This is a genomic window from Pseudomonas sp. GL_135, from assembly GCF_057834665.1.
On record NZ_CM174408.1, the window covers coordinates 3229826 to 3254163 of the forward strand.

At 61.7% G+C, this 24338-nt stretch carries 19 protein-coding genes; 4 read left to right on the forward strand and 15 right to left on the reverse strand.

Going from position 1 to position 24338, the window contains the following annotated elements; translation table 11 throughout:
* Positions 1-202: 202 nt before the first annotated feature.
* Positions 203-664: a GNAT family N-acetyltransferase gene (locus AC3ISG_RS14275; protein ID WP_489297252.1), complete on the forward strand. Its 462-nt coding sequence runs from the start codon at positions 203-205 to the stop codon at positions 662-664.
* Here AC3ISG_RS14275 and AC3ISG_RS14280 read toward each other — a convergent pair whose 3' ends face one another.
* The 4 genes from AC3ISG_RS14280 to AC3ISG_RS14295 form a co-directional block, all read right to left on the reverse strand.
* Positions 665-1906, reverse strand: coding sequence for a DUF1835 domain-containing protein (locus AC3ISG_RS14280; RefSeq protein WP_489297253.1), 1242 nt, complete (start codon positions 1904-1906; stop codon positions 665-667).
* A gap of 277 nt (positions 1907-2183) precedes the next feature.
* A complete protein-coding gene (locus AC3ISG_RS14285) occupies positions 2184-3935 on the reverse strand; it encodes a right-handed parallel beta-helix repeat-containing protein (protein ID WP_489297254.1) in 1752 nt (583 codons plus the stop codon).
* A 253-nt stretch (positions 3936-4188) separates the two neighbouring features.
* On the reverse strand, positions 4189-4890 hold the full coding sequence (locus AC3ISG_RS14290; protein WP_489297255.1) for a DUF3053 domain-containing protein: 702 nt from the start codon (positions 4888-4890) through the stop codon (positions 4189-4191).
* Between the two features lie 263 nt (positions 4891-5153).
* Positions 5154-6098, reverse strand: a complete 945-nt coding sequence (locus tag AC3ISG_RS14295; protein WP_489297256.1) for a DNA/RNA non-specific endonuclease — start codon at positions 6096-6098, stop codon at positions 5154-5156.
* A gap of 402 nt (positions 6099-6500) precedes the next feature.
* Here AC3ISG_RS14295 and AC3ISG_RS14300 point away from each other — a divergent pair, with 402 nt between their 5' ends.
* Positions 6501-8924 carry a DUF3772 domain-containing protein gene (locus AC3ISG_RS14300; protein WP_172611820.1) on the forward strand — a complete coding sequence of 808 codons (2424 nt, stop codon included), beginning with the start codon at positions 6501-6503 and terminating at the stop codon, positions 8922-8924.
* A 74-nt stretch (positions 8925-8998) separates the two neighbouring features.
* Here AC3ISG_RS14300 and AC3ISG_RS14305 read toward each other — a convergent pair whose 3' ends face one another.
* The gene (locus AC3ISG_RS14305) at positions 8999-10357 is read right to left on the reverse strand and encodes an MFS transporter (RefSeq protein WP_489297257.1); all 1359 of its coding nucleotides are present in this window, start codon (positions 10355-10357) and stop codon (positions 8999-9001) included.
* Positions 10358-10840: 483 nt separating this feature from the next.
* A complete protein-coding gene (locus AC3ISG_RS14310; RefSeq protein ID WP_489297258.1) occupies positions 10841-11710 on the reverse strand; it encodes an SDR family oxidoreductase in 870 nt (289 codons plus the stop codon).
* Between the two features lie 184 nt (positions 11711-11894).
* On the opposite strand from AC3ISG_RS14310, the gene AC3ISG_RS14315 reads away from it, so the two are divergent.
* Positions 11895-12788 (forward strand): LysR family transcriptional regulator, encoded by an 894-nt coding sequence (locus AC3ISG_RS14315; protein WP_489297259.1) that lies wholly within the window; start codon positions 11895-11897, stop codon positions 12786-12788.
* Positions 12789-12849: 61 nt separating this feature from the next.
* On the forward strand, positions 12850-13254 hold the full coding sequence (locus AC3ISG_RS14320) for a type II toxin-antitoxin system HicB family antitoxin (protein ID WP_489297260.1): 405 nt from the start codon (positions 12850-12852) through the stop codon (positions 13252-13254).
* Between the two features lie 91 nt (positions 13255-13345).
* Here the strand turns inward: AC3ISG_RS14320 and AC3ISG_RS14325 are convergent, their stop codons facing one another.
* The 9 genes from AC3ISG_RS14325 to AC3ISG_RS14365 form a co-directional block, all read right to left on the reverse strand.
* The gene (locus AC3ISG_RS14325; protein ID WP_489297261.1) at positions 13346-14368 is read right to left on the reverse strand and encodes a serine/threonine-protein kinase; all 1023 of its coding nucleotides are present in this window, start codon (positions 14366-14368) and stop codon (positions 13346-13348) included.
* Entirely contained in the window at positions 14365-15093 is a 729-nt protein-coding gene (locus tag AC3ISG_RS14330; protein ID WP_122623840.1) for a PP2C family protein-serine/threonine phosphatase, read from the reverse strand. Before AC3ISG_RS14330 ends, AC3ISG_RS14325 begins: the two co-directional genes overlap by 4 nt.
* Positions 15093-18617: a type VI secretion system membrane subunit TssM gene (gene tssM / locus AC3ISG_RS14335; RefSeq protein WP_489297262.1), complete on the reverse strand. Its 3525-nt coding sequence runs from the start codon at positions 18615-18617 to the stop codon at positions 15093-15095. The genes AC3ISG_RS14330 and tssM overlap by 1 nt, the downstream gene beginning before the upstream one ends.
* 13 nt (positions 18618-18630) lie before the next feature.
* Positions 18631-19518, reverse strand: coding sequence for a type IVB secretion system protein IcmH/DotU (icmH, locus tag AC3ISG_RS14340; protein WP_489297263.1), 888 nt, complete (start codon positions 19516-19518; stop codon positions 18631-18633).
* Positions 19519-19523: 5 nt separating this feature from the next.
* Positions 19524-20855, reverse strand: coding sequence for a type VI secretion system baseplate subunit TssK (gene tssK, locus AC3ISG_RS14345; protein ID WP_122623838.1), 1332 nt, complete (start codon positions 20853-20855; stop codon positions 19524-19526).
* On the reverse strand, positions 20852-21358 hold the full coding sequence (gene tssJ / locus AC3ISG_RS14350) for a type VI secretion system lipoprotein TssJ (RefSeq protein WP_122623914.1): 507 nt from the start codon (positions 21356-21358) through the stop codon (positions 20852-20854). Before tssJ ends, tssK begins: the two co-directional genes overlap by 4 nt.
* Positions 21359-21363: 5 nt before the next feature.
* Positions 21364-22575 (reverse strand): type VI secretion system-associated FHA domain protein TagH, encoded by a 1212-nt coding sequence (gene tagH, locus AC3ISG_RS14355; protein ID WP_489297264.1) that lies wholly within the window; start codon positions 22573-22575, stop codon positions 21364-21366.
* 17 nt (positions 22576-22592) lie between these two features.
* Positions 22593-22733 carry a type VI secretion protein gene (locus AC3ISG_RS14360; protein ID WP_122623836.1) on the reverse strand — a complete coding sequence of 47 codons (141 nt, stop codon included), beginning with the start codon at positions 22731-22733 and terminating at the stop codon, positions 22593-22595.
* Between the two features lie 78 nt (positions 22734-22811).
* Positions 22812-24329, reverse strand: coding sequence for a sigma-54 interaction domain-containing protein (locus tag AC3ISG_RS14365; protein ID WP_489297265.1), 1518 nt, complete (start codon positions 24327-24329; stop codon positions 22812-22814).
* Positions 24330-24338: the final 9 nt, after the last annotated feature.

Consider the following 24338-nt stretch of genomic DNA (forward strand, 5'->3'; position numbering starts at 1 on the left):
CTGTCACTGAAGGCCGCGCAAAGGTGTGCTCCCAATTAAAAGAAATTCGGCAAAACTGCCCAAACCCAATATTTTTTGGGTGGACTTAAAGAAAATTGCCCGGCCATGGGAGCAATCAAGGAATTTTCGCGATGACGTCCAGTGCACACTTCAGGCGGCAGGACTCGTCGCGACTATCAGTTTTATGCAGGAGCACAGCCCCATGAACTACCTGATCCGCCAGGCAACGGACAAGGACGCCACCGTAATCAGCGAGGTCATCGTGGCGGCGCTGCGCGAGTCCAACAGCCAGGACTATTCAGCAGCCGTCATCGCGCAGGTTGAGCTGAGTTTTTCCCCGCCGGCGATCCTGCGCTTGCTGGCGCAGCGGCAGGTGTACGTGGCGACTCTCGGCGAAGAGATCATTGCAACGGCGAGCCTCGATCAGGCCACGGTCCGAAGCGTATTCGTCGCGCCGACACACCAGGGCCAGGGCGCCGGGCGCGCGTTGATAGCGGCGGTTGAGTCAGCCGCCGCCACCCACGGCGTCCTTCAGTTGCGCGTGCCCTCTTCCATCACGGCAGAGGGCTTCTACCGATCACTGGGCTACTCGACCGTTCGGGATGAATACCACGGCGAGGAGCGGACGATCATCATGGAGAAGTCGCTGATATCTCCGGCTTAGTCAGCGACGCCACACCCGGCCTTCTGCACTGACCACCCAGGGCGAGCGATCGGCAACAATCTGCACCCCACCGACCCAGCGCTCTGCCGGCCCGAGCTCAAGCCAGTTCAACTCGCCACGCACCACGCGCTCACCCAGCGCGGTCAACCGGACAAGGCGCCTGGGCCATTCACTGCCCGGCTGTTCGTGAACCAGCGGCCGGGGCGCCTCGATGAGCGGCCTGAGCAGCGCGTTGAACATCATGTCGCCCAGATACGGCAGTGGCTCATAGGTGTGCATGAGATGGCCGAAGACCTTGCCGGCCGCCATCTCGCCTTTCTCCGCAAGGATGCGCAGGGTCAGTCGCTGAGTCAGGCCCAGGCCATCCTCTGCGCCGGGCAGTTCTTGCAGTTGTCTCGCCAACGCGGGACCGAGCAGCGGCAGCGCGCAATGGTGCTGTGCCGCGAGCTCGGCCCAGCGCGTCGGGTCCGCTGCGGTGTAGGCGGCCCATACCTGCCGGGCCAGTGCCAGAGCGTCTTCACCGATAGCGCGCCGCTGGGGCCAGAGCCAGGCGAGCACGTCCGGGTTCAGTTGCCCGATGCCGATGAATCGCTCGACGCCGGGCACGCGATTGATCTCGATCAGCTCCAGCCTGCGCGGCACGGTAGGCAGACTCGCCAGCAAACGCACCAGAAACAGCTGATCGTACGCATCGGCCTCGCACCACAGGACCAGTTCACTGTCGGCATTCAGGCGTGCCAATGCCTCACGCTGAATCGCCTGGCGTTGCTGAACGTCACGGGGTGACAGTCCAAACGCCTGCTCGGCAAACGCGGCACGTACCGCCCAGTACTCATCGTCGGGCAGCGCAGGCACCGGTCCCATGACCATCGGGTCGTCGAACATCTGGAACGAGCCTGCGAAGCCGACAACGCGCAGGCTGCGCTCGATGTCGTTGCCGCAGCGCCAGTGCTGAACCTGTGCTTCCCCCGTCGCCGCAAAATCCGGATGGCGGGCGGCAAACGCGACGGCGTCGGCATGGGCGATCAATTTGGGCCAACTGGCGAAACCTGCCTCGCGGGCCACCAGCCACTGGGCGTCGGCGAGCCGGTAGTCGGGCCCGGGCAGGCCCATTGCGCGCAGTTGCGCCCGGGCGTCATCGGCTTCGCCGGTTTTAAGTGATTTAAGCAGACGTTTTGCGTGCTTACGCAGCGCAGGCAGATCGAGCAGACCGTGTTGACGGGACGCATTAATGGCAGGCATGCCAACTCCTTACAGGGCTCGGTCCGCCGACAAGCCGGGAGCTGGAATGAATGATTGGGGAAACGCTTGCCTTGGGGAACCCCTTCGCGCGGACCGCAGGCGCAGCAGACGCCCGGAGGCCGACTTTAGCGGGAAGGTCTTGAGGATGCAAAGGTTGGCGCGGGAATTGGGTCCCAGAATTGAACGGCATCGCGCCGTGAGTATTGCCCCACGGCGCGTGCAACCCTCGGTTCACCGCCCGTGCTCGCGCAGGGGCAAGGACGGTCCTGACGTTACGTCAAACCAGCCCCATCTCCGGATGATCCTGAGCCACGCCTACCAGCTCCACTGACACGGCATCCGCTGCCGTTGATGTGTTGGCCAGCAACGCTGGGGCGTCGGCAAATACCATGGCTTTTGAAGGCAGACCGCCGTTGAAATCACCGTCCAGCACCAGTTCGAAGCGATGCCCTTGCACATCAGGATCAAGGTCTTTCAGGTAGACCCGGGTGTGCTCGGCGTTGGCGGTGAACTTCAGGGTGCCGTCATGGCCGTCGCCGAATCCGGTGAAGCCGAGGCCCGAGACGTCGATTGTGTCGTGGGCGGCATCGAAGTCGCCGATGCGGTCTGCATGGCTGGCAGTCGCCGTCCGGTAGCTGTCGGACACCGAGGTAAGCAGAAACAGATCAGAACCTGCGCCGCCGAACAGCACGTCGGCATCGGCGCCGCCGATCAGGGTGTCGTTGCCGCTGCCGCCGAGCAAGCGGTCATGGCCGGCGGCGCCCCAGAGCAGATCCGCCCCCGACCCACCGTTCAATGTGTCTGCTCCGTCCTTGCCGTTGAGCGAGTCGGCCTTGGCCGTTCCGACGAGGACATCGCTGCCATTCCCGCCGTCGATGGCGTTCAGCATCGGGTTGGTCCCGACGTGGTCACCCGCGCCTTGCAGCGATACGGCGCCCTGCTGCAGATGAGCGAAGGTGTTGCCGTAAACGGAGTTGCTGCCTGACTGGCCGCTCTCCTCGGCCACGCCGAAGGTGCTTTTGTCGCCGCCTGTGATGATGTTGTCCGCGAAGGTGTTGTGGTCAGCCGGATGAAGCTTCCCGGAAACGCCGCCGCGATCATCGAATGGCTGGATCAGCACTTCAGGAATGCCGGCCTTCTGCGCGTTCTCGTGAATCAGATTGCCGCGCACTTCAACGTCCGTGCTGCCATAGACACGCACGCCGGAGGTGCCGTTGTGGTGGATGTCCACGCCGCTGATATCGACGCCGTTGGACAGTTTCACCAACACCCCTTCCGCCGCATTGCCGTACACCTCGCCACCCTCGATGGTGATGTGATGCGGCGAGGGGATGTTTTCGCTGCCGCGCTGGACGACGATGCCGCCGCCGCCATTGTCGTGGGAGACGTTGTTCAGCAGCGCCAGGTCGTGAGTGGTCGTGACAACGTTGAAACCGTGGCGGTCATTGTCGTACGCCAGGTTGTTGCGAAAGGTGCTGTCGATCAGGTAGTCGGCAACGAAACCGTCGAGCCCGTTGCCATGGGACACGCTGTTTTCGATGAGCATGTTGGCCGTGCGCTCGTGGGGATCGAAGCCATAGCCCGAGCAGTCGCGGATCTCGACGCCGGAGAGCGTGACGTTGCTGTCCTGACCCGGCTGGCCTGGCAGAAACCCGTTGTACCAGCCATCCACCTTGCCTGTGGTCGAATCCCGGTTGCCGTCGAGGGTGAGATTGCTGACGCCGAAATCGTGGGTCGCCTCGCCGCTCGCCGAGCGGATGAGGCCGGTGACCGCCTGGTCGGTGCCATCGGCCAGCTTGAGCACCGTGGCGCCCATGCCCTCGCCCTTGATGAACACATTGCTTTTGAGCATCAGCGCGCCGTCGGCAGGCTTTCCGGCCGGGGTCAGGGTCCAGGTGCCCGCGGGAATATACACATCGCCGCCGCCGGCTTTGGCCGCAGCATCGATGGCGGCTTGAATGGCTGCGGTGTCAGACGTATGTCCGTCACCCACAGCGCCGAAATCCCGGACATTGAATTGCAGTGTCATAACGTGCTCCGTTTTCAACTGAAAAGACGGGGGGAAGTATGGGGATGTCGTGTGAAAAGCGGGTTATCTGACGGGATATAAGACAGGCGGTGGGCAATCACGCCTGGATTTTGCCTGTGTCCCTCCGCCGCAGGATCAAGGCGCTTCCCGGCCAAACCCGGTCCTACTGACTGCATGCACGTTGCAGGACCGGGTTAGCCGGGAAGGCGTCAGCGAAACTTTACTGCGCCGAGTGCCGTTGTCAGGTGTGGATTCAACGACCCAGCAACACCGCCTGCATGCGTGTCTGCGCTTCCTGAACCACCTTGGCCTTGGCATTCAGGTCCTGCAACAGCGTGTTCAACTCAGCCTGCACCTTGGGGTCCGTCACTTGAACCACCGAGCCATTGATCTGGATCTGCGCCTTGTGAGCGTCGACGTAGTCCGCCACTTTCAGGCCCGATTCGAAGGTGCCGTTGACTTGCGGCATGACGGTCAGGAGCGTGTTGGCCGGTACGCTGACGGTGCGATCATAGGCGCTGTCATACACGGCTTTCAGATCGTCCGGCTGTTTGAGCTGGGCATGGGCTGCATCAGCTTTCGCCAACGTTTGCTTGAGCTGCACGACGAGGTCGTTCACGCCGGCTTGCACCGTCTTGAGATCATCGCGGCGCGCGATCACGTCGCCCAATGAGCGGAACGCGCCTTTCTGCACGAAACCGTTCAGGGGTTGGGTGCTGGCGTCCATACCCTTGTTGAAGTCAGTGATCACGGCGTAGTGCTGGGTGTAATCACCGAAGGACTTCGATTCATCCGGCGTCAGTGTGGGGACGTGGACACCCGGCTTGTCGATGATGCGGGTTTGCAGGAACTGCTTGAACGCGGCGCGCTGGTCAGGCTCGCTGCTGCCGCAGGCGGTCAGGAGCAGCGGCAGTGCGAGGGCGAGTAACCAGTGGCGGCTGAATGAGACGGTCATTGTCGGTGGATCTCCAGGAAGTGAAAAAACGCCGTTGGCAGAGAAATCGTGCCTCACGGTGGTACGGCGTGCGGGTTCAGTCGGCAGCTTGCCGATGCCGCTGCACCGTTTGTACGCGTGATGCTAGATAGCTGGCGCGCCCATAAATTCCGTTTGGATCCCGTTATTTTGCGGTTTTGCGCGATACCGCTCACTTGCCGTCGGGATCAGGCCGGGCCAGAGCGTGATGCCCAGGCTCGGCGCTGAGCCTTGGCGTCATGGGCTTAGAGACGAATATCCTCGGGGCGCTGAATCAACGCTTCGATCCGTGTGCCGGTGATCTGTTCTTCATTGGAGAAACCGTCATACCGCGCCAGTTCCCCGAAGCTGATGCCCGTGAGCGCCTCAATCTGCGTGACGCTGCGTCGATACGTCCTTAACGCGCCAAATACCAGCTCCAGTTTGCCCAGCTCGCGGGTCTGGTCAATCACGTACGCGCTGGCCGAAGGCTTGCCGTCATCGCCGAGAAACGCGACAACTTTCCAGAACGCTCTGGGGATTTGCACCCCTCGGTACAGCGGGTCGTCACTGCGCAGCACTGGTCCGGTGAACACCGTTGCGCGCTCTTTCCAGCGGCGGGTGTTTTCCAGGATGAAGTCTTCGAGCTCCAGCCAGGTTTTCTGATTGAAGGCGGACATCTGCGGCGAGCAATTGGTGAAATGAAACGTGTCCTGATTGGCGGTCTGCGCCTCGTTACCCCAGTTGGGGTCCTGCCGCCGCACCAGATGACCGCGATCGAGCAAATTGTCGCGGTACAAATCCTCGCCAAGCTGCGCCTCGACCGGCAGGCGGCCGTCATAGGCCCAGATGTCCTGGCGCCGCACAATCTCGACGCTGCTGCCACCCTCGATGTTCACGCCGACGTACAGCGCAATGCGCCGACTCCGGGACATGCTGATGGAGAAATGGGTGTAGTCCAGACGGTTGCCGGGATTTCCCACCGGAAATACGTCATCCGGCGTCGAGGTGGTCGGCCAGGGCACGACGAACTCCCCGAGAAAATCACCGCTATAGCCCGATCGACCTTCCAGTTGCGCTGCCGGCGTGATCCGCGCCTGCGAGGCTGACCGCAGGGCGGTGGCATGGGATGACGGTTCGGTCGTGACGGGATGAAGATCAGCCAGACGGGGGCGATAGGCGAGATCCACCTGAGGGTTATGTGTCGGCATCCTGCTACCTCCTGATTGAAGAAGGCCCTTCGCAGGCCCTGTTGATACAACGAACACGATCATGTGCCGCTGAGTGTGAATATCACATGACCTGAGAGCATGGTGGGTATCGGTGAGCGGTGGTACCCGGGAAGCCCTTGATCTGCGCAGCGCTTTTGATCTTCGTACACAAAAAGTCCAGACGACACCCATCGCGACTTGGGTGGAGCGAACCAGTCTCGCCCTTGATCTCCCATCAGCCGCACCACTGCCGGCAATGGACATCGAGCGTAAGTTGTCCCGCCACAATCCTTGCTATCATCCGCCCCCGCGCACACGAAGGGTCGAGCCCCCCGCCTGTCTTTCGACGACTGCGCCACATGATCAGGTCGCAAAACCGGTTAACGCCCCGAAGGAACCCGAATGCAGCACGCTACGTTGAACCGTTTCCATGCTGGACTGCTGGCCCTGTTGCTGCTGTGCGTGACCCTGCCAGCGTTTGCTCAGGCCGCGCCGGCCCCAAAGGCCGCGCCGCAGGCCGCCAGCCAAGGCGATGCAGCGCCTGAAGTCGAGGCACCGAGCCTGGATGATCTGAACGAGCAGCTTGACCAGATCCGGCAAAAAGTTACCGTCAGTGCCAATGACGACTTGCTGTCGAGCCTGCGTCAGGCCGCGTTGCAGGTGCAGAAGCAAGCCGATGAGCTTATCGCCAAACAGGCCGTTGACATCGAGCACCTGAACGATCAGCTGAACATCCTTGGCCCGGTGCAACCCGACGAAGCGCCTGCCCTGACCAGCCAGCGCAAGGCGTTGACGGCCCAGAAAAACGCGCTGGTCAGCGACGAGCGGCAGACCAATACGTTGAGTCAGTCGGCACGGGACCTGGCCACCCAGATCTTCAGCCTGCGTCGCAGCCTGTTCGATTCCCAAATCAGCACCCGTACGGCAAGCCCGTTGAGTTCGGCGTTCTGGTCGACCCTGATTCGCCCGACCGATGACGACCTCCGGCGCATGAACGGGCTGCTGGACGACGTCCGCAGCGTGTTCATCAGCGCACTGGCGCCCGGCAACCGCATGCTGTTTGCCAGCGTGGTGATCGGCGCGCTGCTGATCTGGGTGGTGGTGCGCCGCCTGCTGGAGAGCCTGCTGATCCGCCTGATGGTCCGTTGGTTGCCCGAAGGCCGTCTGCGTCGCAGCGCCCTCGCACTGGCCGTCGGGCTGTCGACGGTGGTCACCATCACCGCCGCCACGTCCTTGCTGCGTTGGGGCATCGTCAGCAATGCGGTGCTCAGCAACGACGTGGTCAACCTGCTCGACCAACTGCAGACGCTGATCACCTTCTGCGCCTTCATCGTCGGCTTGGGCCGCGCGCTGTTGATGCTGCCGCACCCTTCGTGGCGCCTGCCGAAAATTCCGGATGAAATTGCCACCGCCATGGGCCGCTTCCCGCCCGTGCTGGCTTTGGCGCTGATGGTCATCGGCACCCAGGAACGCATCAACAGCGTCATCGCCAGCAGCCTGGCACTGACCGTCGCGGTCAACGGCCTGACCGCACTGGCCGTTTCGCTGATGTTCTTCTTCGGCCTGGTGCGCTACCGCCGCACCCGCCGCCGCTTTGCCATCGAACGTCCCGGCGGCCTCGCCGGGTTGATCCCCTTCGTCGTCGCGGTCTGGGTCGGATTGAGCCTGCTGGCGTTGTTGAGCGGCTACCTGACGCTGGCCTACTTCCTCGCCGTCAAGCTGCTGTGGATGAGCGTGGTGGCCTCGACCGCCTATCTGCTGGTGGCGTTCTTTGGCGACGTCTGCGAAACCCTCCTGTCGCCCAAGCAACCGGGTGGCATGGCACTGGGTTCGGCACTCGGCCTGTCGCCGCGCCATCAGGCCCAGGCGAGCACCATTCTGGCGGGCGTTGGCCGCAGTTTGCTGCTGCTGGCCGCCGTGCTGCTGGCCTTTCTGCCCTCGGGTTCAAGCCCGGGCGAGTTGCTCGAAAGCTTCACCCGGATGGAAGTGACCGACAAATCCCTGGGCGCCCTGAACATCGTTCCAAGCGACATCCTCATGGCGCTGGGTTGCCTGGTACTTGGCATGCTGGGCGTGCGCGTGCTCAAGGAATGGTTCGGCGAGCGCCTGCTGCCGGAAACCAACATGGACGCCGGCATGCAGGCGTCCCTGGTGACCCTGATCGGCTACATCGGGTTTGTGCTGGTGATTGCGGTGGTGATGTCCACGCTGCACATCAGCCTGACGAACCTGACCTGGGTAGTGAGCGCCCTGTCGGTGGGGATCGGTTTTGGTTTGCAGGCCATCGTGCAGAACTTTATCTCCGGCCTGATCCTGCTGACCGAGCGGCCAGTCAAGGTGGGAGACTGGGTGAGTCTGGCGGGGGTCGAGGGCGACATTCGCCGGATCAACGTGCGTGCCACCGAGATCCAGATGTCCGACCGCTCCACGGTGATTGTGCCGAACTCACAGTTCATTACCCAGAACGTACGCAACGTGACCATGGGCAACGCACTCGGCGTGGTCGGGATTTCCCTGACGTTGCCGCTGGAAACGGATGTCTTGCAGATCCGCGAACTGCTGTTGCAGGCGTTTACCGAGCACGAAGCCGTCCTGGATACGCCAGCGCCCTCGGTCACCTTCAAAGACCTGACCAACACCGGCCTTATCATCAGCGCCACGGGTTACGTCAACAGCCCGCGCTCGGTGGGCGGTGCGCGAAGCGACCTGTTGTTCACCGTGTTGGGTCGCCTGCGGGAAATGGGCATCGCCCTGTCGGCACCGCAGAGCATGGTCTTGATCAACGACGGGCTGGGCAAGGAACAGCCGCCGGCGGCAGCGGAGTGATCACCCCGCCCCGTTGAGACACGCGGCGCGGCAGTCGACCGTTGCATGACTGTCGCGCCGCGCGACCACCGGACTCAGCTTACGTTTTTGTTCGGGTCTTCGGCATGGGCCCAACGATAATCCAGACGCGGCGCGAACACTTTGATCCGGCGTTTGATCTTGATCAGGATCGGGTCATGCACGGGCTCCGGATCTTTCAGGAAGACGGTCAGCACGGCACTCAGCGCGTACAGCCCGCAAAAGGCCCAGACCACGCCTTCAATCCCGTAACTGTCATTGAAGATCGCGACCACCGCCGGGCCCACCCAGGTCGACGCCCCTGCCCCGAGGCTCAACACCGACAATGCAGCGGCCTTGTTGTTCGGCGCCAATGCGGGTGCGAGCGCCGAGAGCGGCACGAAACACGCCAATGTCAGGCCGTAGAAGGCGCCGAAGATCGAGGCGATCAGGAAGTCGTGGGGAAACGCCTGCGGCATGAAGAAGAACAACGGGGTGCTGATCGTGCTGCCCACCGCGCCAAACCACAGGATCGTGTTGCGATAACCGATCTTCGTGCTGATCACGCTAGAGCCCAGATTACCGATGATGTTGAACACGAAGACGATGGTCAGCAGGCGCAGCCATTCTTCTAGCGTGAACCCGACGGTGTGCATAAAGAACCCGGGCATGACCACCAGAAAACCGAACATCGACGAGGTGTTGATCACCCGAACGATACCGGCCAGCGACACTTTGGGACGCGTCCACATGATGGTGATGTTCTTGGCCATCGACACGAGCGGCCGCTCACCCTCGGGCGCCAGCCGACGCATGCCGTGGGCTTCACGCATCCCGATCAGACCAATCGCGCCGCCGACCACCACCAGTGCAAAGGACAGCCAGAAGGTCTGCAATGCGCCGATCAGCGGGATAGCGACACTTGCCACCAGAGAGCCCAGCATCGGCAGGCCCGCCGCGTAAGCCACCCAGAACCAGCCCACGGCCATGCCCATTTTGCGAGAGGGCGTGGACGCGGCGATCCATACCAGAAAGCCGTAAGCGAACAATGGATAGCCGAAGCCGCGCAGGCCGTAGGTCAGCAGAATCATTGAGTAGCTCAGGTCCTGCAGTCCATAGATCAGGAAGAGCACCTCAAACACACTCCAGATGACCAAGCCCAGGAACATCACCCGTTTCGGGCCCCAGATGTTGGAGAGCGCGCCGGCGAGCCAGGATGAAATCCCGACCGTGACGCCATAGAGGGTGAAGATCATGGCGACTTCATCGCCGGGCATGCCGCGTTCGCTGAGGAAGGGCGAAAGGTAACCGAGTTCTACGCCATCGCCGATCATGAAGATCAGCAGGCCGACAAAGCCCCAGAACATGGGATAGGGAATGCCTACTTTGTCGCAGAATCGTGAGAGTGGAGTGTTCGGAGTGGATTGATCGCTCAATTTTCCGTTCCTTTTTGATGCAGGACGCTTGGGCGCGCCAATGAGTGGCCTCGATGAGGTTGAAAGGCAGAGGGGGTGGCACAGATTTCCGCTTCGGGCAGCGAGCAAAACTGGCTTGACGAGTAGCGCGCGGGGGTCGGATGTGCAGCCGCTATCGTCGACCCATTAATCTATGTTTTTCTAGATTTTCGAGCCCGTAGCCCGCTTTTTATGCCAGATGAAACGATTAATCACAACCGGCCAACGTTGCTAAAGGTGCGACAACGTGCCCGGTTGTATCGTCTGCGGGGTAGAGGAACTGGGCGCTCGGGTATCGCAGGTTGTGGATGAAAATAAACACATTTTTTTCGTGAGATGGCTCTATTCCAATCATCTCAGCGAGGTTCCATGAGTACGGCGCCGCGCTTGATGCAGAAGCTACCGAGGGTACGGCCAGCGAAATGCCGATCAACGTCGTCCAGCAGCCTATCGTTGACCGCCTGGTCAGACCCGCCGCGCCAATCGGGTCGCGAAGTCTCGGTAGGAATGAAGCTTGCGTCCCAGGATTTGCGTCAGGCGTGCCACATCGCCGGTTTCCGGAATCATTCCGTCGCTGACAAAACGCTGGGCCATGAGGCGCATCTCATAGGCCATCCACGTGGGCATGAACGTCGCGACGTTTTGCTCGAAACCCGACGGATCATCGCCCCCGTAAACGACCGGACGTCCGAGGACTTGCGTCCAGATCGCGGCAACCCCCTCGCCCGTCAGCGTATCCGGGCCAACCAGATTGATGACTCCGTTGGGCAGGTCGTCCGAGGTCTGATCGCGCCGCAACAGCTCGATGGCCGCCACTTCGGCGATGTCCCGGGCATCGACCATGGCCAGGCCCTTGCTGCCAATCGGCATCGGATAGACACCGTGCTCGAAGATGGCTTCCTTGACCATTTCGTCGTTGTCGATGAAGTAGCTCGGACGCAGGATCGTGGCATTGAAGCCCATTTGCTCAATCATCCGCTCAGCGCCTGATTTCACCGCGAAATGCGGCACGTCGACGAAGCGGTCGGCGTGAATAACCGAGAGGTAAACCACGCGGTTGACGCCGGCCTCCCTCGCGATATTGAGCGCGATCAGCGCCTGGGTGAACTCATCGGCCGCTACGGCGTTGAGCAGGAAGAACGTGGAAACCCCCACGAACGCACGACGAAGGGATTCGATGTCGAGCATTTCGCCCTGGACGACGTCCACTTGCGTGGGGAAATGTGTGCTCGAAGGGTCACGTACAAGGACACGTACGTGGGCATCGCGCTTGAGGAGCTGTTCAACGACTTTGCTGCCAACTCGGCCGGTAGCGCCCGTTACGAGGATAGTCATGGTGGTTCACCGTGGTGGATTTAACTGGAGACGCCACTATCGGTGGATCATGAATGAACCGCTAGACGCCGATATTAGACACGGCGTTCCATGTATGGAACAGTCTCATTCCAGCATCAGCCCTGTCGCTCGGCGGCCGGCGCTATCGCTCATTCGCAACCGTTGCTTTGTTTTCAGGTGAACCATGGATTTGCTTGCCCTTGCTGATTTCAATCTCGTCGCCCGGCATGGCGGGTTCGGCCGCGCGGCACGTGCCGCCGAGCGGCCCAAAGCAACGTTGTCACGTCGGGTTGCAGAGCTGGAGCGCAGCCTGGATTTGCGCCTGTTCGAGCGCGGCGGGCGTACCCTAAAGCTCACCGAGGAAGGCCGCGCGCTGTTTGAACGCACGGGAGCGCTACTGACCGAGCTCGATGAGACGGCTGCGGCGATCGCGTCCGGCGGAGCGCGACCACGGGGTAAATTGCGCATCAGCGCCCCACTGTTCTTTGCCCAGACCGCCATGGGCAAGCTGGCAGCAGGCTTTGCCCTTGAGCATCCGGAAGTACGGCTCGAGGTGACGACGGAAGATCGCGCTGTCGACATGATCGAAGAAGGTTATGACCTGGTGATTCGCGTCAATCCGGAGGTCGACGAAAGCCTGATCGGTCGCATCTTTCTGCACGACCGACTGGTCGTCGTCGCGAGTCCACACCTTGCCAGCCCCAAGCCGGACGTACCGGTAGCGGCGGTGACAAGAGGGCCCGGCGACCGTCAGCGCGTGTGGGCTGTAGCAACTCCCAAAGGCCAAACCGCTATGGCAATAGACCCGGTGCTGAGTCTGTCTTCGCTGGTCATGGTCCGCGACGCTGTGTTGGCGGGCGTAGGCGCCGGCCGCTTACCGGTGTCACTGGTGGGTCAGGACCTGCGCAATGGAACGCTGGTGCACTGGGGCGACATCGACGCAACGCCAGTCGCACTGTGGGCCCTGTATCCGTCGCGACGATTATTGAGCGCGCGGGTCTCGGCGTTTCTCGATTATCTGAGACGAGCGTTTCCGAACGGCGCGCCCGAGGAGCTGGCGGCTTTCATGGCGCGGTGACAGGATGCGGGGTTCGTTGCACCTTTTTGAAACCCAATCAATCCCAATGCAGGAGCGCACCATGCAATATCCAATCGCCATTGAATGGGGCGACGATACGACGGCCATCGGCATACAGATTCCGGACATTCCCGGCGCGGTGACGGCTGGTGACACGTTTGAAGAGGCTTACAACGCGGCGGTCGAAATTGCCCACATCTGCCTTGAAGAGCTGGTTGCCGACGGTCAACCCGTGCCCATGCCGTCGTCTGCTCGGGCTTATCACGGTCATGACGACTTCGTACGCATGGGCTGGGGTATGGTCGAGATCGACATTACCCCTTATCTGGGCAAGACCGAGAAGGTCAATGTCACCTTGCCGGGATTTGTCATACAGCGGATCGACCGTTATGTTCGCGACCACAACGTCAAAAGCCGGTCTTCGTTCCTGGCGGATGCGGCGCTGGAAAAACTCGGGCGGATTTAAGCCACAGGTGACCGCGACAACTCCACGAGCTCTTGGTAGGACCGGCTTTAGCCGGGAAGGCGCTGGGTCTCACACTGCACCAGTGACAGCCTCACCAGGGCTTGGGGATTTTCCCGACCCATGGCCAGGACGATGGGGAGACGAAGGCGTGACGCATCTGCCCGGCCGTTGTCGCGCGTGCACCGGCGTCAAAAGCGAGCGCGGTTCGCAAGGCCGGCCAGCAAGGGTTTGGTAAACAGGCTGGCACCTGCAACCCGCAGTCGAGATGCTCATCACGGGCCTGGGTCGAGGGCAGGTGGCGAAAGGGATGTTTGCCGCTAGCGAGCTCGTAGATCACACACGCCACCGCGTAGATGTCAGCGCAAGCCGAAAGCTGCCGGTCTTCAAGGAGTTCAGGTGAGGCATAGCCCGGGGTCCAGGCGTTGAAACGCTCGCGGCTCAGGTGCGGCAGGCTGGAGAGAACGCCCTCCTCGGCCCTTCCGAGCCCAAAGTCGAACAGCCGCACGCCCTCTTCACTGAGCATGATGTTGCTGGGTTTGATGTCGCCGTGAACGACGCCGCGAGCGTGGGCGTATGCCAGTGCGTCCAACAGCGGCACAACGATCTCCCGCAGCTCTTTCCACGGCAGTCCCAGCGGCCGCTCGCAGAGTAATTTGTCCAGCGTCAGGCCTCGCATGAGTTCCATTGTGATGAAGGCCCGCTGGCATGAGGTGTCGACGTGAAACCCATGTACACGCAGCACGTTGTCATGGCGCAGGTATCGGGTCAGGCAGAACTCGCTGTAGAGCACCGCGCTGGCGTCCGGCGACTCGACGAAGTCTGGGTTGAGGACTTTGAGCGCGACGTAAGGATCGGGATCTCCGTATTGCTCGGCCAGCAGATCGCGCGCGCGGTAGACCGCGCCCATACCGCCGGCACCGAGCAGGCGCTCGATGCGATAACGATTTGCCAGAATATCGGGCATTGCGCTCAGTCCGGCTGAAGTGAGCACCCGAGCCGGTTCAGGTTTCTCAGAGGGGGCAAAGGCGAAATAGGTGAGGTCGGCAGGCGGTTCATCGCGGGGAGAATCAATCACTGCCTGCCCGTCCGGGTTCGAGTGCACGGGATCGGTCATCCGCGAATCACCACGGCAGTCAGGTTATCCCGGGCGGCGCCGCGCAACGCGTCATCGAACAGACGCTTGAGCGCTGTTTCCGGCAGCGCGTGGTTCAACGCGTGGCCCAATGCATCACTGCTCAACCCTTGGTACAAACCGTCGCTGCACAGCAAGAAGGCATCGCCCGGAAACACCTCAAGTTCCAGCACCTCCAGCGTCAGTTGCTCGGCAGCGCCCACTGCGCGGGTCAAGGCGTGCGCGCCGGGATGCGCCTGGGCCTGCCGAGCGTTCATCTGTTGTTCGTCGATCAATTGCTGTTGCAGCGAGTGGTCCCGGGACAGCTGATACAAGCGCTGACCGCGCCACAAATAGCAGCGACTATCACCCGCCCAGACGCACGCCGCCCGGTTTTCCTCTGCCAGGAGCGCAACCACGGTGCTGCCGATGATGTTGTCGTGTCGGGCTGCGCTGACAGTCAGCTCCTGGCCCAATCGACGGTTCAGCCAGTGCAGGCATTGTCGAATGCGGATGAGCCGGTCATCGAAATCTTCATGGACGGGGAGCTCCGCCAGACTGGCGACGATCATCTGGCTGGCGATATCACCTCCCTGATGCCCGCCCATGCCATCGGCGACCACCCACAGTCCCTGCTCGGGACGCGCCAGAAATGCATCTTCGTTGCGTGCCCTGACCTTGCCGCTGTGGGTCCGGGCAGCGCTGCGCCAGGGGCCGGCAATCGCCATCACAGTTGTGCCGGCATGCGGAAGCTGCGCAGCACGGTCATGTCGAATGGGTTTGGCGAGCGCTGACTGGTCAACAGGTAGCTGGCCCGCAGCCCGCCGACATCGGCCTTCAGCACCAGCACGTCGCGGCCGGTCAGTTCTTCCCGCTGCAGCGAATCCAGCAAACGGAACAGCGACCACGGCCCTGTGCTTTCTTCGATGCCCAAAGGTCGGCCAACCATTCTGTCGAGCACCAGACTTGTTCGACCGGCCTCGGCGTCCGTGGGCCACTTGAAGGACACCGGAACGATCGGGCCATGCCGATATTCGAGGGTTTTGTCACCCAGCTTGAATTCGGAACGACTGACCGACGGGTCCAGGGTGTGAGGCTCGAGCTTGAACTGCACTTGAGGCTCGCCCGGATTGTCCGCGAAAAACCCCTGCCGGATGACCCGGGCCGCATTCATCTGCTCGAGGTACGCCCGGGAGATCGGCAGGCTTTGCCCGTCAATACTGCGCAGACGATGGCTGCCCTTCTCGCCAACCACGAACGGCCGCAGGAATCCGTCGAAGAAGCGGTCGGCAACGCCCTGAACCTTGAAGAACTCGCGAAAATCACTGAGCGCGACATCGCTGGCACTGTCGGCGTTGAACGGGTAGCGCTTGCTGATCGCCCTGGCGTAAAACCCGTACACCTCACTCTGGTAGTGCTGGTTCACGTGCTGATAGGCGTCGTGAAGCACCAGCCGCCACGCGTCCTCGGCCAAGGCGTTGAACCACGCGCTTACTGGAGGCGGCAGGCGAGAGGATGCACCGCGCACACTGCTCAAGGCATCACGCTGGCCGCCCATGCGTGACTTGGCCATGTCAAATGCCGCCTGCTCGGGCGAACTGGCTCGACCGAGGCTGGCCATCTGCATTTGCAGCTCGTTGAGTGCGGCCAGAACGGGGATCAGATCCGCGGCCGGGCCGTCCTTGTCGTCAAGCAGGCGGTGCAATGGATCGAAACGGTTCTGCAGTGATTTGCGTGCGGTAACCGGTACCGATGCACTGAGCGCTTCAGAGGCTTTACCGGATGCGGCGATTGCCAGTTTGGCCGCCTTCGCGCCCGTTTCCGCGAGCTGCGCAGTGGTATCGACAGCATCTGTCAGCGCAACGACAGGCGTTAAACGGGTGTTCTCTCGAACCTCCCTGAGCAGGTTGATGACCGGAGAATGAGCCGACGTCAGGCTGGCCAGCTGTTCCGCACTGTCGGAAAAATCGAAAGGCCCGGGCAGCTCGACCGCGCTGACCGCTTCGCCCCAGTAGTCGGCGTAATCGCGAAAATAGAGCTGTTCCAGTTCGACCATCAGACGCCGCATGTCCATGTCGCTGAGGTCGGCGCCTTCGCCCAGTACCCAATTGTCCCGCAGGATATCGGTCACCACCCGGGAGCCTTGCACCGAGAAATACTGCTCGTAGCCGTGTCGGGTGTAGAACCCCGGTATCACATAATCGGCACCGACGAACAACCCCGCCTTCGGGCCGAGGTGCGGGTCAAAACTGTAGTCCGGCAAGGCATCCGCCTGCTCACGCAGCATCCGGTAGATGACGTTCGCCAGGGACTCACCGCGCAGCACCTGCCGTGCCTGCGCCACGCGTTGATCATTGAGGGCATGGACGAAGGGCAGCTTCAGCAATCGTTCGAAATGGCTGTTCAGACCGTTTTGCACGGCGACGTTGCCGGGGTACAACTCAGACCAGTCAGCGGCGACCCGCTCCTTGAGCCAGGCCGCATCGCGCCGGTCTTTCAAGCCCATCATCAAATAGGCCCGCAGGCTTTTGAGCAAACCTTCGCGGTTCTCCAGGTTGGCGGCAATCTGGCCCTCCAGCATCATCGCCACCTGGGGCAAGAGCAGCCGTTCCAGCTCGCGCTCGTAGGCAGTGTCGACGACTGGACTGACCACGTCACCTTGATAAAGGCCACCACGCACCTGGTAACCTACGGCTCCCTCGTCAGGGAAGACCTGGGTCGCCGCATAGCGGGTATCCAAAGCGTTCAGCGTTGCGAGCAGGTCATTCGGGGCCTCGTTCGCCGACCGTTGCTCGGCCCGGACTCTGGCAAGCGCACTCACACTGTCGAGCCTTTCATAGTTGCCGGAAAAACTCACGGCCCAGAGCGTGCCGAACAACGCCAACGACGCCAGCGCCCCCACATACAGTGCGCGCTGTGCCCAATGGATACGGCGACGCTCGCGCATGTCCAGGCCTGCAAGGTCCGCCTCCGGAAAGATGACTCTGCTGAGCAGGTGGTTGATGAATCGGGATCGCCCACTGCCCAATGTCGGCCGCGTTTCTGTGCTGATACCCGGCCCCATACCCCTGCCGACAGCGGACACGTGCATGTCCTGATCAAGGTGCGCTGCGCTGGTGAGGTAGAAGCCCCGCAGCTGGCTGGCCGACTGATAGCGATTGCCTGTGAACGCCAGTTCTACGAACACGCATACGCGCTCGCCGATGCGACTGAGTTGATGAGGGAAATCCAGAATGCTGCCACGGCGCGACGCATCACGCTCTTGATGAATGCGAGTGATGACCTGACTGTTCAACCGAACCAACAGTTCGGCGAACTCGTTGCGCAGTGCGTCGGCATCGGTGCCGCTCTGGCCTTTACGGAAACTGGTACCGAGGACCTGATCGCTTTCCTCACGGGTCAGTTGATCGAAAAACGCGTCGAAGCCCGCAAGGCTGTCGGCCTTGCTCAGCACCAGATAGACCGGCACCTCCAGGTGCAGCTTTTGACGCAGCTCCTGCAAACGCGCACGCACCTGTCCGGCGAGGGTCTCGAGTTCGGGGTCACTGGCGTGGAGCAGCGTGTCGACCGGGAGGGTGACGAGTACACCGTTCAGAGGACGTTTGCGGCGATATTTGCCCAGCAGACCCAGTAACGTGCACCAGGCGCTGCGGTCGATGTCGGCGCTCGGCTGGGTCAGGTACCGCCCTGCGGTGTCGACGAGTACGGCGTTGTTGGCAAAATACCAATCGCAGTGGCGAGTGCCCCGGGTGTCTCGGGTGAGCTTGCGCTCGACGCCGTTGAGCGGAAACTCGAGCCCTGAAAAGTCCAGCAGGCTGGTCTTGCCGCTGCCTTCGGGCCCGATCAGCAGGTACCACGGCAGCTCGGTGCGCCAGTGCTCACTGCGGCCGCGATACAGGCTCGAGGTCTTCAGCGTTTTCAGCGCGTCCTTGAAACGCGTCGTCAGTTCAGCCTGCTCCTCATCAATCTGATCATCGCGCAGGATGCGTGCCTGACCCTCTTCACTGCCTTCGACCGCCTTCCTGCGCTCCCCGGCGCGCCAGCTGACATAGACCATCGCAAGGCCCCAGAGCAGGAACAGCGAACTGATGGTCAACAGCCGAGAGGTTGAACCCTCCCAGAACTTCCGGTCGTCAACCGCCAGGGCCGGCCCCAAGAACCAGATCATTAGTGCCACGAGCAATACGAACAGCAGCGTCCACACCCACGTCTGACGCAAAAGCGCGCGGGTTTTCTCGAAAAGTTTTTTCATCACACGTCTCTGTTTACGGCTGGGGCTGGGGCTGCGATCGGGGGTGAACGGCAAGCTGATCAGACGGCTGATAGGGCTGCAGAACGGCATTGCGGTGCTCACCCAGCACCCAGGCGAAGCCCGAATACATCACGACCAGACAGACCAGGGTGAAGCCCACCACCATCCAGGTGGGCACGATGCGAACAAGGCTGCGGCGCTGATTGCTCAGGCCTTCCCAATGGGGTGACAGCTCGCGAGGCGCATCACCCCGCAGCTGGCGAATTTGCCGGTAAACCGCGTCGCGAATGTTTTCGAGTTCCTGCACGCCACGGGTCTGCACCCGGTAGCGGCCCTCGAACCCCAGAGACAGGCACAGGTACATCAACTCCAGCATCGGCAGGTGCTTGACCGGGTTTTTCGAGAGCCGATCCAGCAGCTGGAAGAATTTCTCGCCACCGAAGGTTTCCTGGTGAAAGCGGCTCAGCAGGCTCATCTGCGACCATTCGCTTTCATTGCCCCAGCCGCTCGTTACCACGGCCTCATCCAGCGCAGTACAGAGCACATAGCGGGCGCCCGCGACCTGACTGCTCTCGGCGCCATTGTGCAGCGCGCGCGCTTCAAAGGTTTTCAGCACCTGCGCCAGATGCCCATGGAGCGCGCTCATGTCCTGGGGGATGTCACCGTTCTTGAGCCGTACCACTTCGGACAGCAACTCCGATGCAGCTGCCACCAGCGGGTTCATGCCGACATTGAACGTCTGCGCCGGTTGCAGGCGCGCGGCGTAGACCATGCGTTCTTCCAGTTGCTCGAAGCGCGGCGGCGGCGTGGAATCCGTCATCGGCCTGGACGCCGGGCCATGGCCGTGCCGGCTGACCAGGACGGTTTTGTCGTCCTGGCGGTAGTCGTTATTTTGGATCATGGCGGTCAGTTCCTGATGGCCCAGAAATTGAGCTCAAGCTCGGCGAACTCTCCGGACACGTGGAACGCGAAACCGCCGGAACGCTCGAGCTGCTCCAGGTCCTCGGAGCTGAGTTCGAGGAGGAAGTAAGTTTTTTTCGAATGGAATGCAATCTGCCGAGGCGCCACCGGTAACGGGGTGAGTTTGATTCCGGGCAGGTGCAGGTTCACCAACTGGCGGATTCGCTCCACCGGTGCAACCTTGAAATGCGCGGGCAGACGATGGCGCAGTTCCTCGGCGTCGCAGTGGGCACTCGCCGCCAATACAAAAGAGGCCGAACCCAGCAGCGTGCGATCGTGCAGCGGCGAGACAGTGATGCCGTATTGGCGCGGCTGCAGCACCAGCTCAATGGCGTGTTGTTCCAGCACCATCGACAGCATGTGCCGAAGCGCTTCCATCACCTTGCGAAAGCACTCCCCTTGATTGCTGTGCCGATAGCGGCTGTCCAGCCGCGGGCGCTTGCTGTCACTCGAGAAGGTCGCCAGATCGGCCAGCAGCGTCAGCAGCGCGCGGTAGAGTTCTTCCGGATGCACATGTTCGAGGCCGAGGTAGTGACGCAGCAGCAATTCGGCACGATTGATCAGCTGAAGCATCATGAAATCCCCCACTTCCGTGCCGGCGACCGTGCCACTTGAGCGAATACGCTCGGCAATGCTGTCGCCCCTGTGACTGAGCATGCTGATGACTTCCTTCAAGCACGACAGCAGATAACTGGAAGCGTGGGACTGCAGGTAGGTGGGTATGAAATCCGGAGCGAGGCTGACCACGCCGTCAGGGCTGGTGTCGAGCACCTCGCAGATTTTCAGCTTCACGTACGCGTGATCGCTCTGCTGTTCGCCCAGCAGCAATCTGAAATCCGGACGACCGCAGCTGACCTGACACGCTGCGTCATCGCCCGCGTTTGAATCGGCGACTTGCGCTTCATAGGCGGTGTAACGGGCCAGCACGTCGGACTGCTCCGGTCGCCGCGCCTCCACGAGATTGCCAGTGACCAACGGCAACGCCAGGTAGACAGGCATGTTGCAGGTATTGGGCGGTACGTCAAGCGCCAACGACTCCGTATTGCCGATCAGTTCGAACAGGCTGCCGTCCGGGAAGATGCCGGAAGCATGGCTGATCACCAGTTTGCCCATGTTGAGAAACTGCAGGTCGATCTCCAGCGTAAGGAATCCCCAGGCGTAGCCACCCATTAACCGAGTGCGCATTTTCAGCTGGTGGTCGTAATAGCGGTCGTTGTGTTGGAAATGCTGAGGGCGCAGCAACATGCCCTCCTGCCAGATGACTTTGTGCGCGTTCATGGCTGGTCAACCGCCTCGGCGAGCTCTTGGCGTGAGGGGTGAATGCCGCTGTCGTCAAGGGTCAGATCCACTTCGGTAGCGGTTTTCGGCGCGAGGTAAAGCGTGGAGCGCCAGGAGCTTTGTGACAGGTCGCGGTACGCTGCGACCACGCCGACGTAGCGACTGCCCTTCTGCACACTGAGCTTGAGCTCGACCGTTTCGCCCGGACGCAGCTCAAGCTCCTCGGTGGCGACCATGTCTGGGGCCAAGGACTCTTTGGCTCGTTCATACAGGCTGAAAAAATCAGCATTCTCGAAGGCCACCGCATGCTTGAGCTCGTACAGCCGCACCACAATCGGTGACGGACGGCCATTCAGATCGGGATTCAGCTGATCACTGGCCGTGAGCCTGAGGTTGAGTTTGGTCAGGTGTGAGAACGGCGAAAACGTCGAACAACCTGCCAGCATCAGCACGGCCATCAACGCAGTCAGCGTATGGGGAAATACAGTTGAGCGGCGAAACATGGGCTTCATCCCCGGTGATCCGTGTGGAGGGTGGAAATCAGACGAATTTGCTCTTCATAGGCGTGGGCGAAGTCTCGCGCCAGCAGGCGCTCGCTCCAGTCATTGTCCTGACGCAACGCCTGGTGATAACGGCCAAATGCTCTCCAGCGACTGCCGGAGGTTGCGAGCAGTGGCGGGTTGTCGCGCTCGAACCGCAGGGTGAGTTGCTCCGGAGAAAAATGCTCCAGCGTCGCGCGAATGGCTGCGCGACTGGCGGCCAGCAGGGCCACCTGGTGCGCCTGCACGTCATGGAATGCTCGAGTGACCGCGCCCTCAGCCGGCAACTGCCCGGGCTTGCCAGGTCGCAACAACGCCGACAGCGCTTCGCCAGCATCGACAGCTGATTTCAGCGGGTTGCGCTGAGCGCCCTGCACGCTGGTCTGGGAAAGTCGCAATTCATTTTTCAGCTCGCTCCGCGTGTGCAGGTTTTGCTGGAGCCCGCCGACACACTGCCTGAGTAAACGACCGGCATTGAGCGCCAGCGTTTCCCGGGCATCCTGATCAAGCTCATCGAATTCGATGCCCAGCGCTTCGGCAAACCGGGTCCAGAAATCGTCGTCCTGGTGCTCGACTTCAAACGCTGCGGGCGTGGGTGCAGCAGGCGCCGCGGATTGTGCTGCTGGATCTGCAACCAGCTCGGGTACGCGCAGGCTGTCCATCTCCACCCGGGCATAGTCAGCGCGTTGTTGGCCGTCCTTGATGACGGTAACTGGCGAAATCAGCTCGTCGATGTCCGAGTGGACGCGCTCCTGCTGGTCGAGCGCAGTCAGCGGGTCGAGGTCCAGAAACGAGTCGTCCGGGATGATGCTGCCGGCCGCCTGCGCACGGCCCACGAAACCGTCAACGCAGGCCGGGTCCCCCATGAATCGCGCACGCAGCTCGAAATCGCCCAGTACATACCGGCTGCCGTGCTCGATGCGCACGGCCTGGCCCTTGGGCAGCCGCGCCCCGCTCTCTCCACTCAGTACGCCGTTGCTGCTGGTGTCGGTGAGAAAATAGCTGCCATCGCGGTAGCTGATCGTGAGGTGGTGGTGGGACACATACCGATTGTGGTCGGGAATGACCCAATCACAATCGGCGCCACGTCCGATCACGCCACCGGCCTGCATGAAGGTCTTCTGGCACAGGTCCGCCGGCACGAATTGCCGGGCACTCTGCATTTCAAAAACCAGTTCCATGGTGATGCTCCTTACGGTCAGTTGCCGCGGTTGACCGCCTGCGGATCACCCAGAGGGCGATAGGTGTTGTCGTTGAACGTGTAATTGCCGCTGCAACCCGACAGGCCACAGAGAAGAACAAAGGTCAGCAGAACGGCTTGCCGGTGACGAGCAAACATCAGAGGATCTCCAGAAGTGAGCGCAAGGCTCCGACAGTGGGCGCTATGGAAAGCGAGCGGGGAACAAGGCGGTTTGTCTTACGCATTGACGTCACCCAGATTGATGTTGAGGCGTCCAAGGCGGTACAGCAGCGTGCGCCTGGGCAGGCCCAGCTCACGCGCCGACAGGCTCTGATTGCCTTGGTTTTTGCGCAGGCAGTCGAGCAGCAAGGCGCGCTCGACCTGCTCAAGGCGTTCGCGCAGGTCCAGGCGTGCGCGTTTAGGCACGACATCCGCGCGCAGGGTGAAATGCTCGGCAAGCAATTCGCCGCCTTCACACAGCAGAACGGCGCGCTCGACCAGCCCCTTGAGCTCGCGCACGTTGCCGGGAAAGGCATAACCGGACAAATGATCGAGTGCTGCGTCGGACCAGCACAGAGCGTCCCGTTGTAGGAATGCGCAGGCCCTGTCGGCAAAATGACGGGCCAGATCAACGATGTCATCGCCGCGCTGGCGCAGGGCGGGCAGCTCGATGGGGAATTGCGAGAGGCGGTAGTAGAGGTCCTCGCGAAACGTGCCTTCACTGACCATTACTGACAAATCCCGGTGGGTTGCTGCCAGGATGCGTACGTCTATTTTGTGCGTGTCGTTGGAACCCAGTGGACGGATCTCTCCCTCCTGGAGTACGCGCAGAAGCTTGGCCTGCAGCGACATCGGCATGTCGCCGACTTCATCGAGCAAGAGGGTGCCGCCGTTGGCTGCGTCGAAGAGCCCGGCGCGATTGCGCAGAGCCCCCGTGAATGCCCCCTTGCAATAGCCGAACAACTCGCTTTCCAGCAGGCTTTCGGGCAGCGCCGCGCAGTTCTGCACGATAAAGGGCTGGGAGCGGCGCGGACCATAGTCATGGATGGCACGGGCCACCACTTCCTTGCCGGTGCCCGTCTCCCCGCGCAGCAGAACGGTGTAGGGGCTGTGCAGGACTTTGCTGATCATCGAACAGGTCTGACGTATTGGCGCGCTTTTGCCGATCAATCCGTAGGCGCTGATGCTTGGCACGTTGACGCGCACCGGATGCGAATCATCGACGCGTCGTCTCAAGCGGTGGAGCAGGTGCAGTTGACTCAGCACGAACGCGCCCAGTCGACCAAGGGAGTCGGCAAAGGCCTGTAGCTCAAGGTGTCGACTGCTTGCGCAAACGAGCAAGCCTTCGACCGTTTGTTGCTCATTGACGATGGGCACACACAGCAGCGACTGCCAGGGCGCCGCCCTGATCGGCAGGAAGCTGGTTTCGTGGAGGCTGCCTGGCAAATCGGCAATGCACACAACGCGGTTCTGGCACAGCGCAAACTGCAGCAGTTGCTCGCCGTTGTAATCGGCTGGGAGGCTGTGTGCCCCACGGGGTTGCACGCTGCCCTCAAGACGCTCGGCCGTCATGCCCAAACTCGTGTGTGTCGCGTCGAGCAGATAAAGCTGGGTCAGCTCGCACCCGCTCAACTCGGCAAGTCCCAGCACAAGGCCGCCCAGCAGTGCAGCATCGTCTGCAGCACGTGCGAGGCGAGTGAACTGATCCAGCAACACTTCGGCATAAGCCAGCGGCTGTGGCACCTGTAGGAACATGGCACCCAT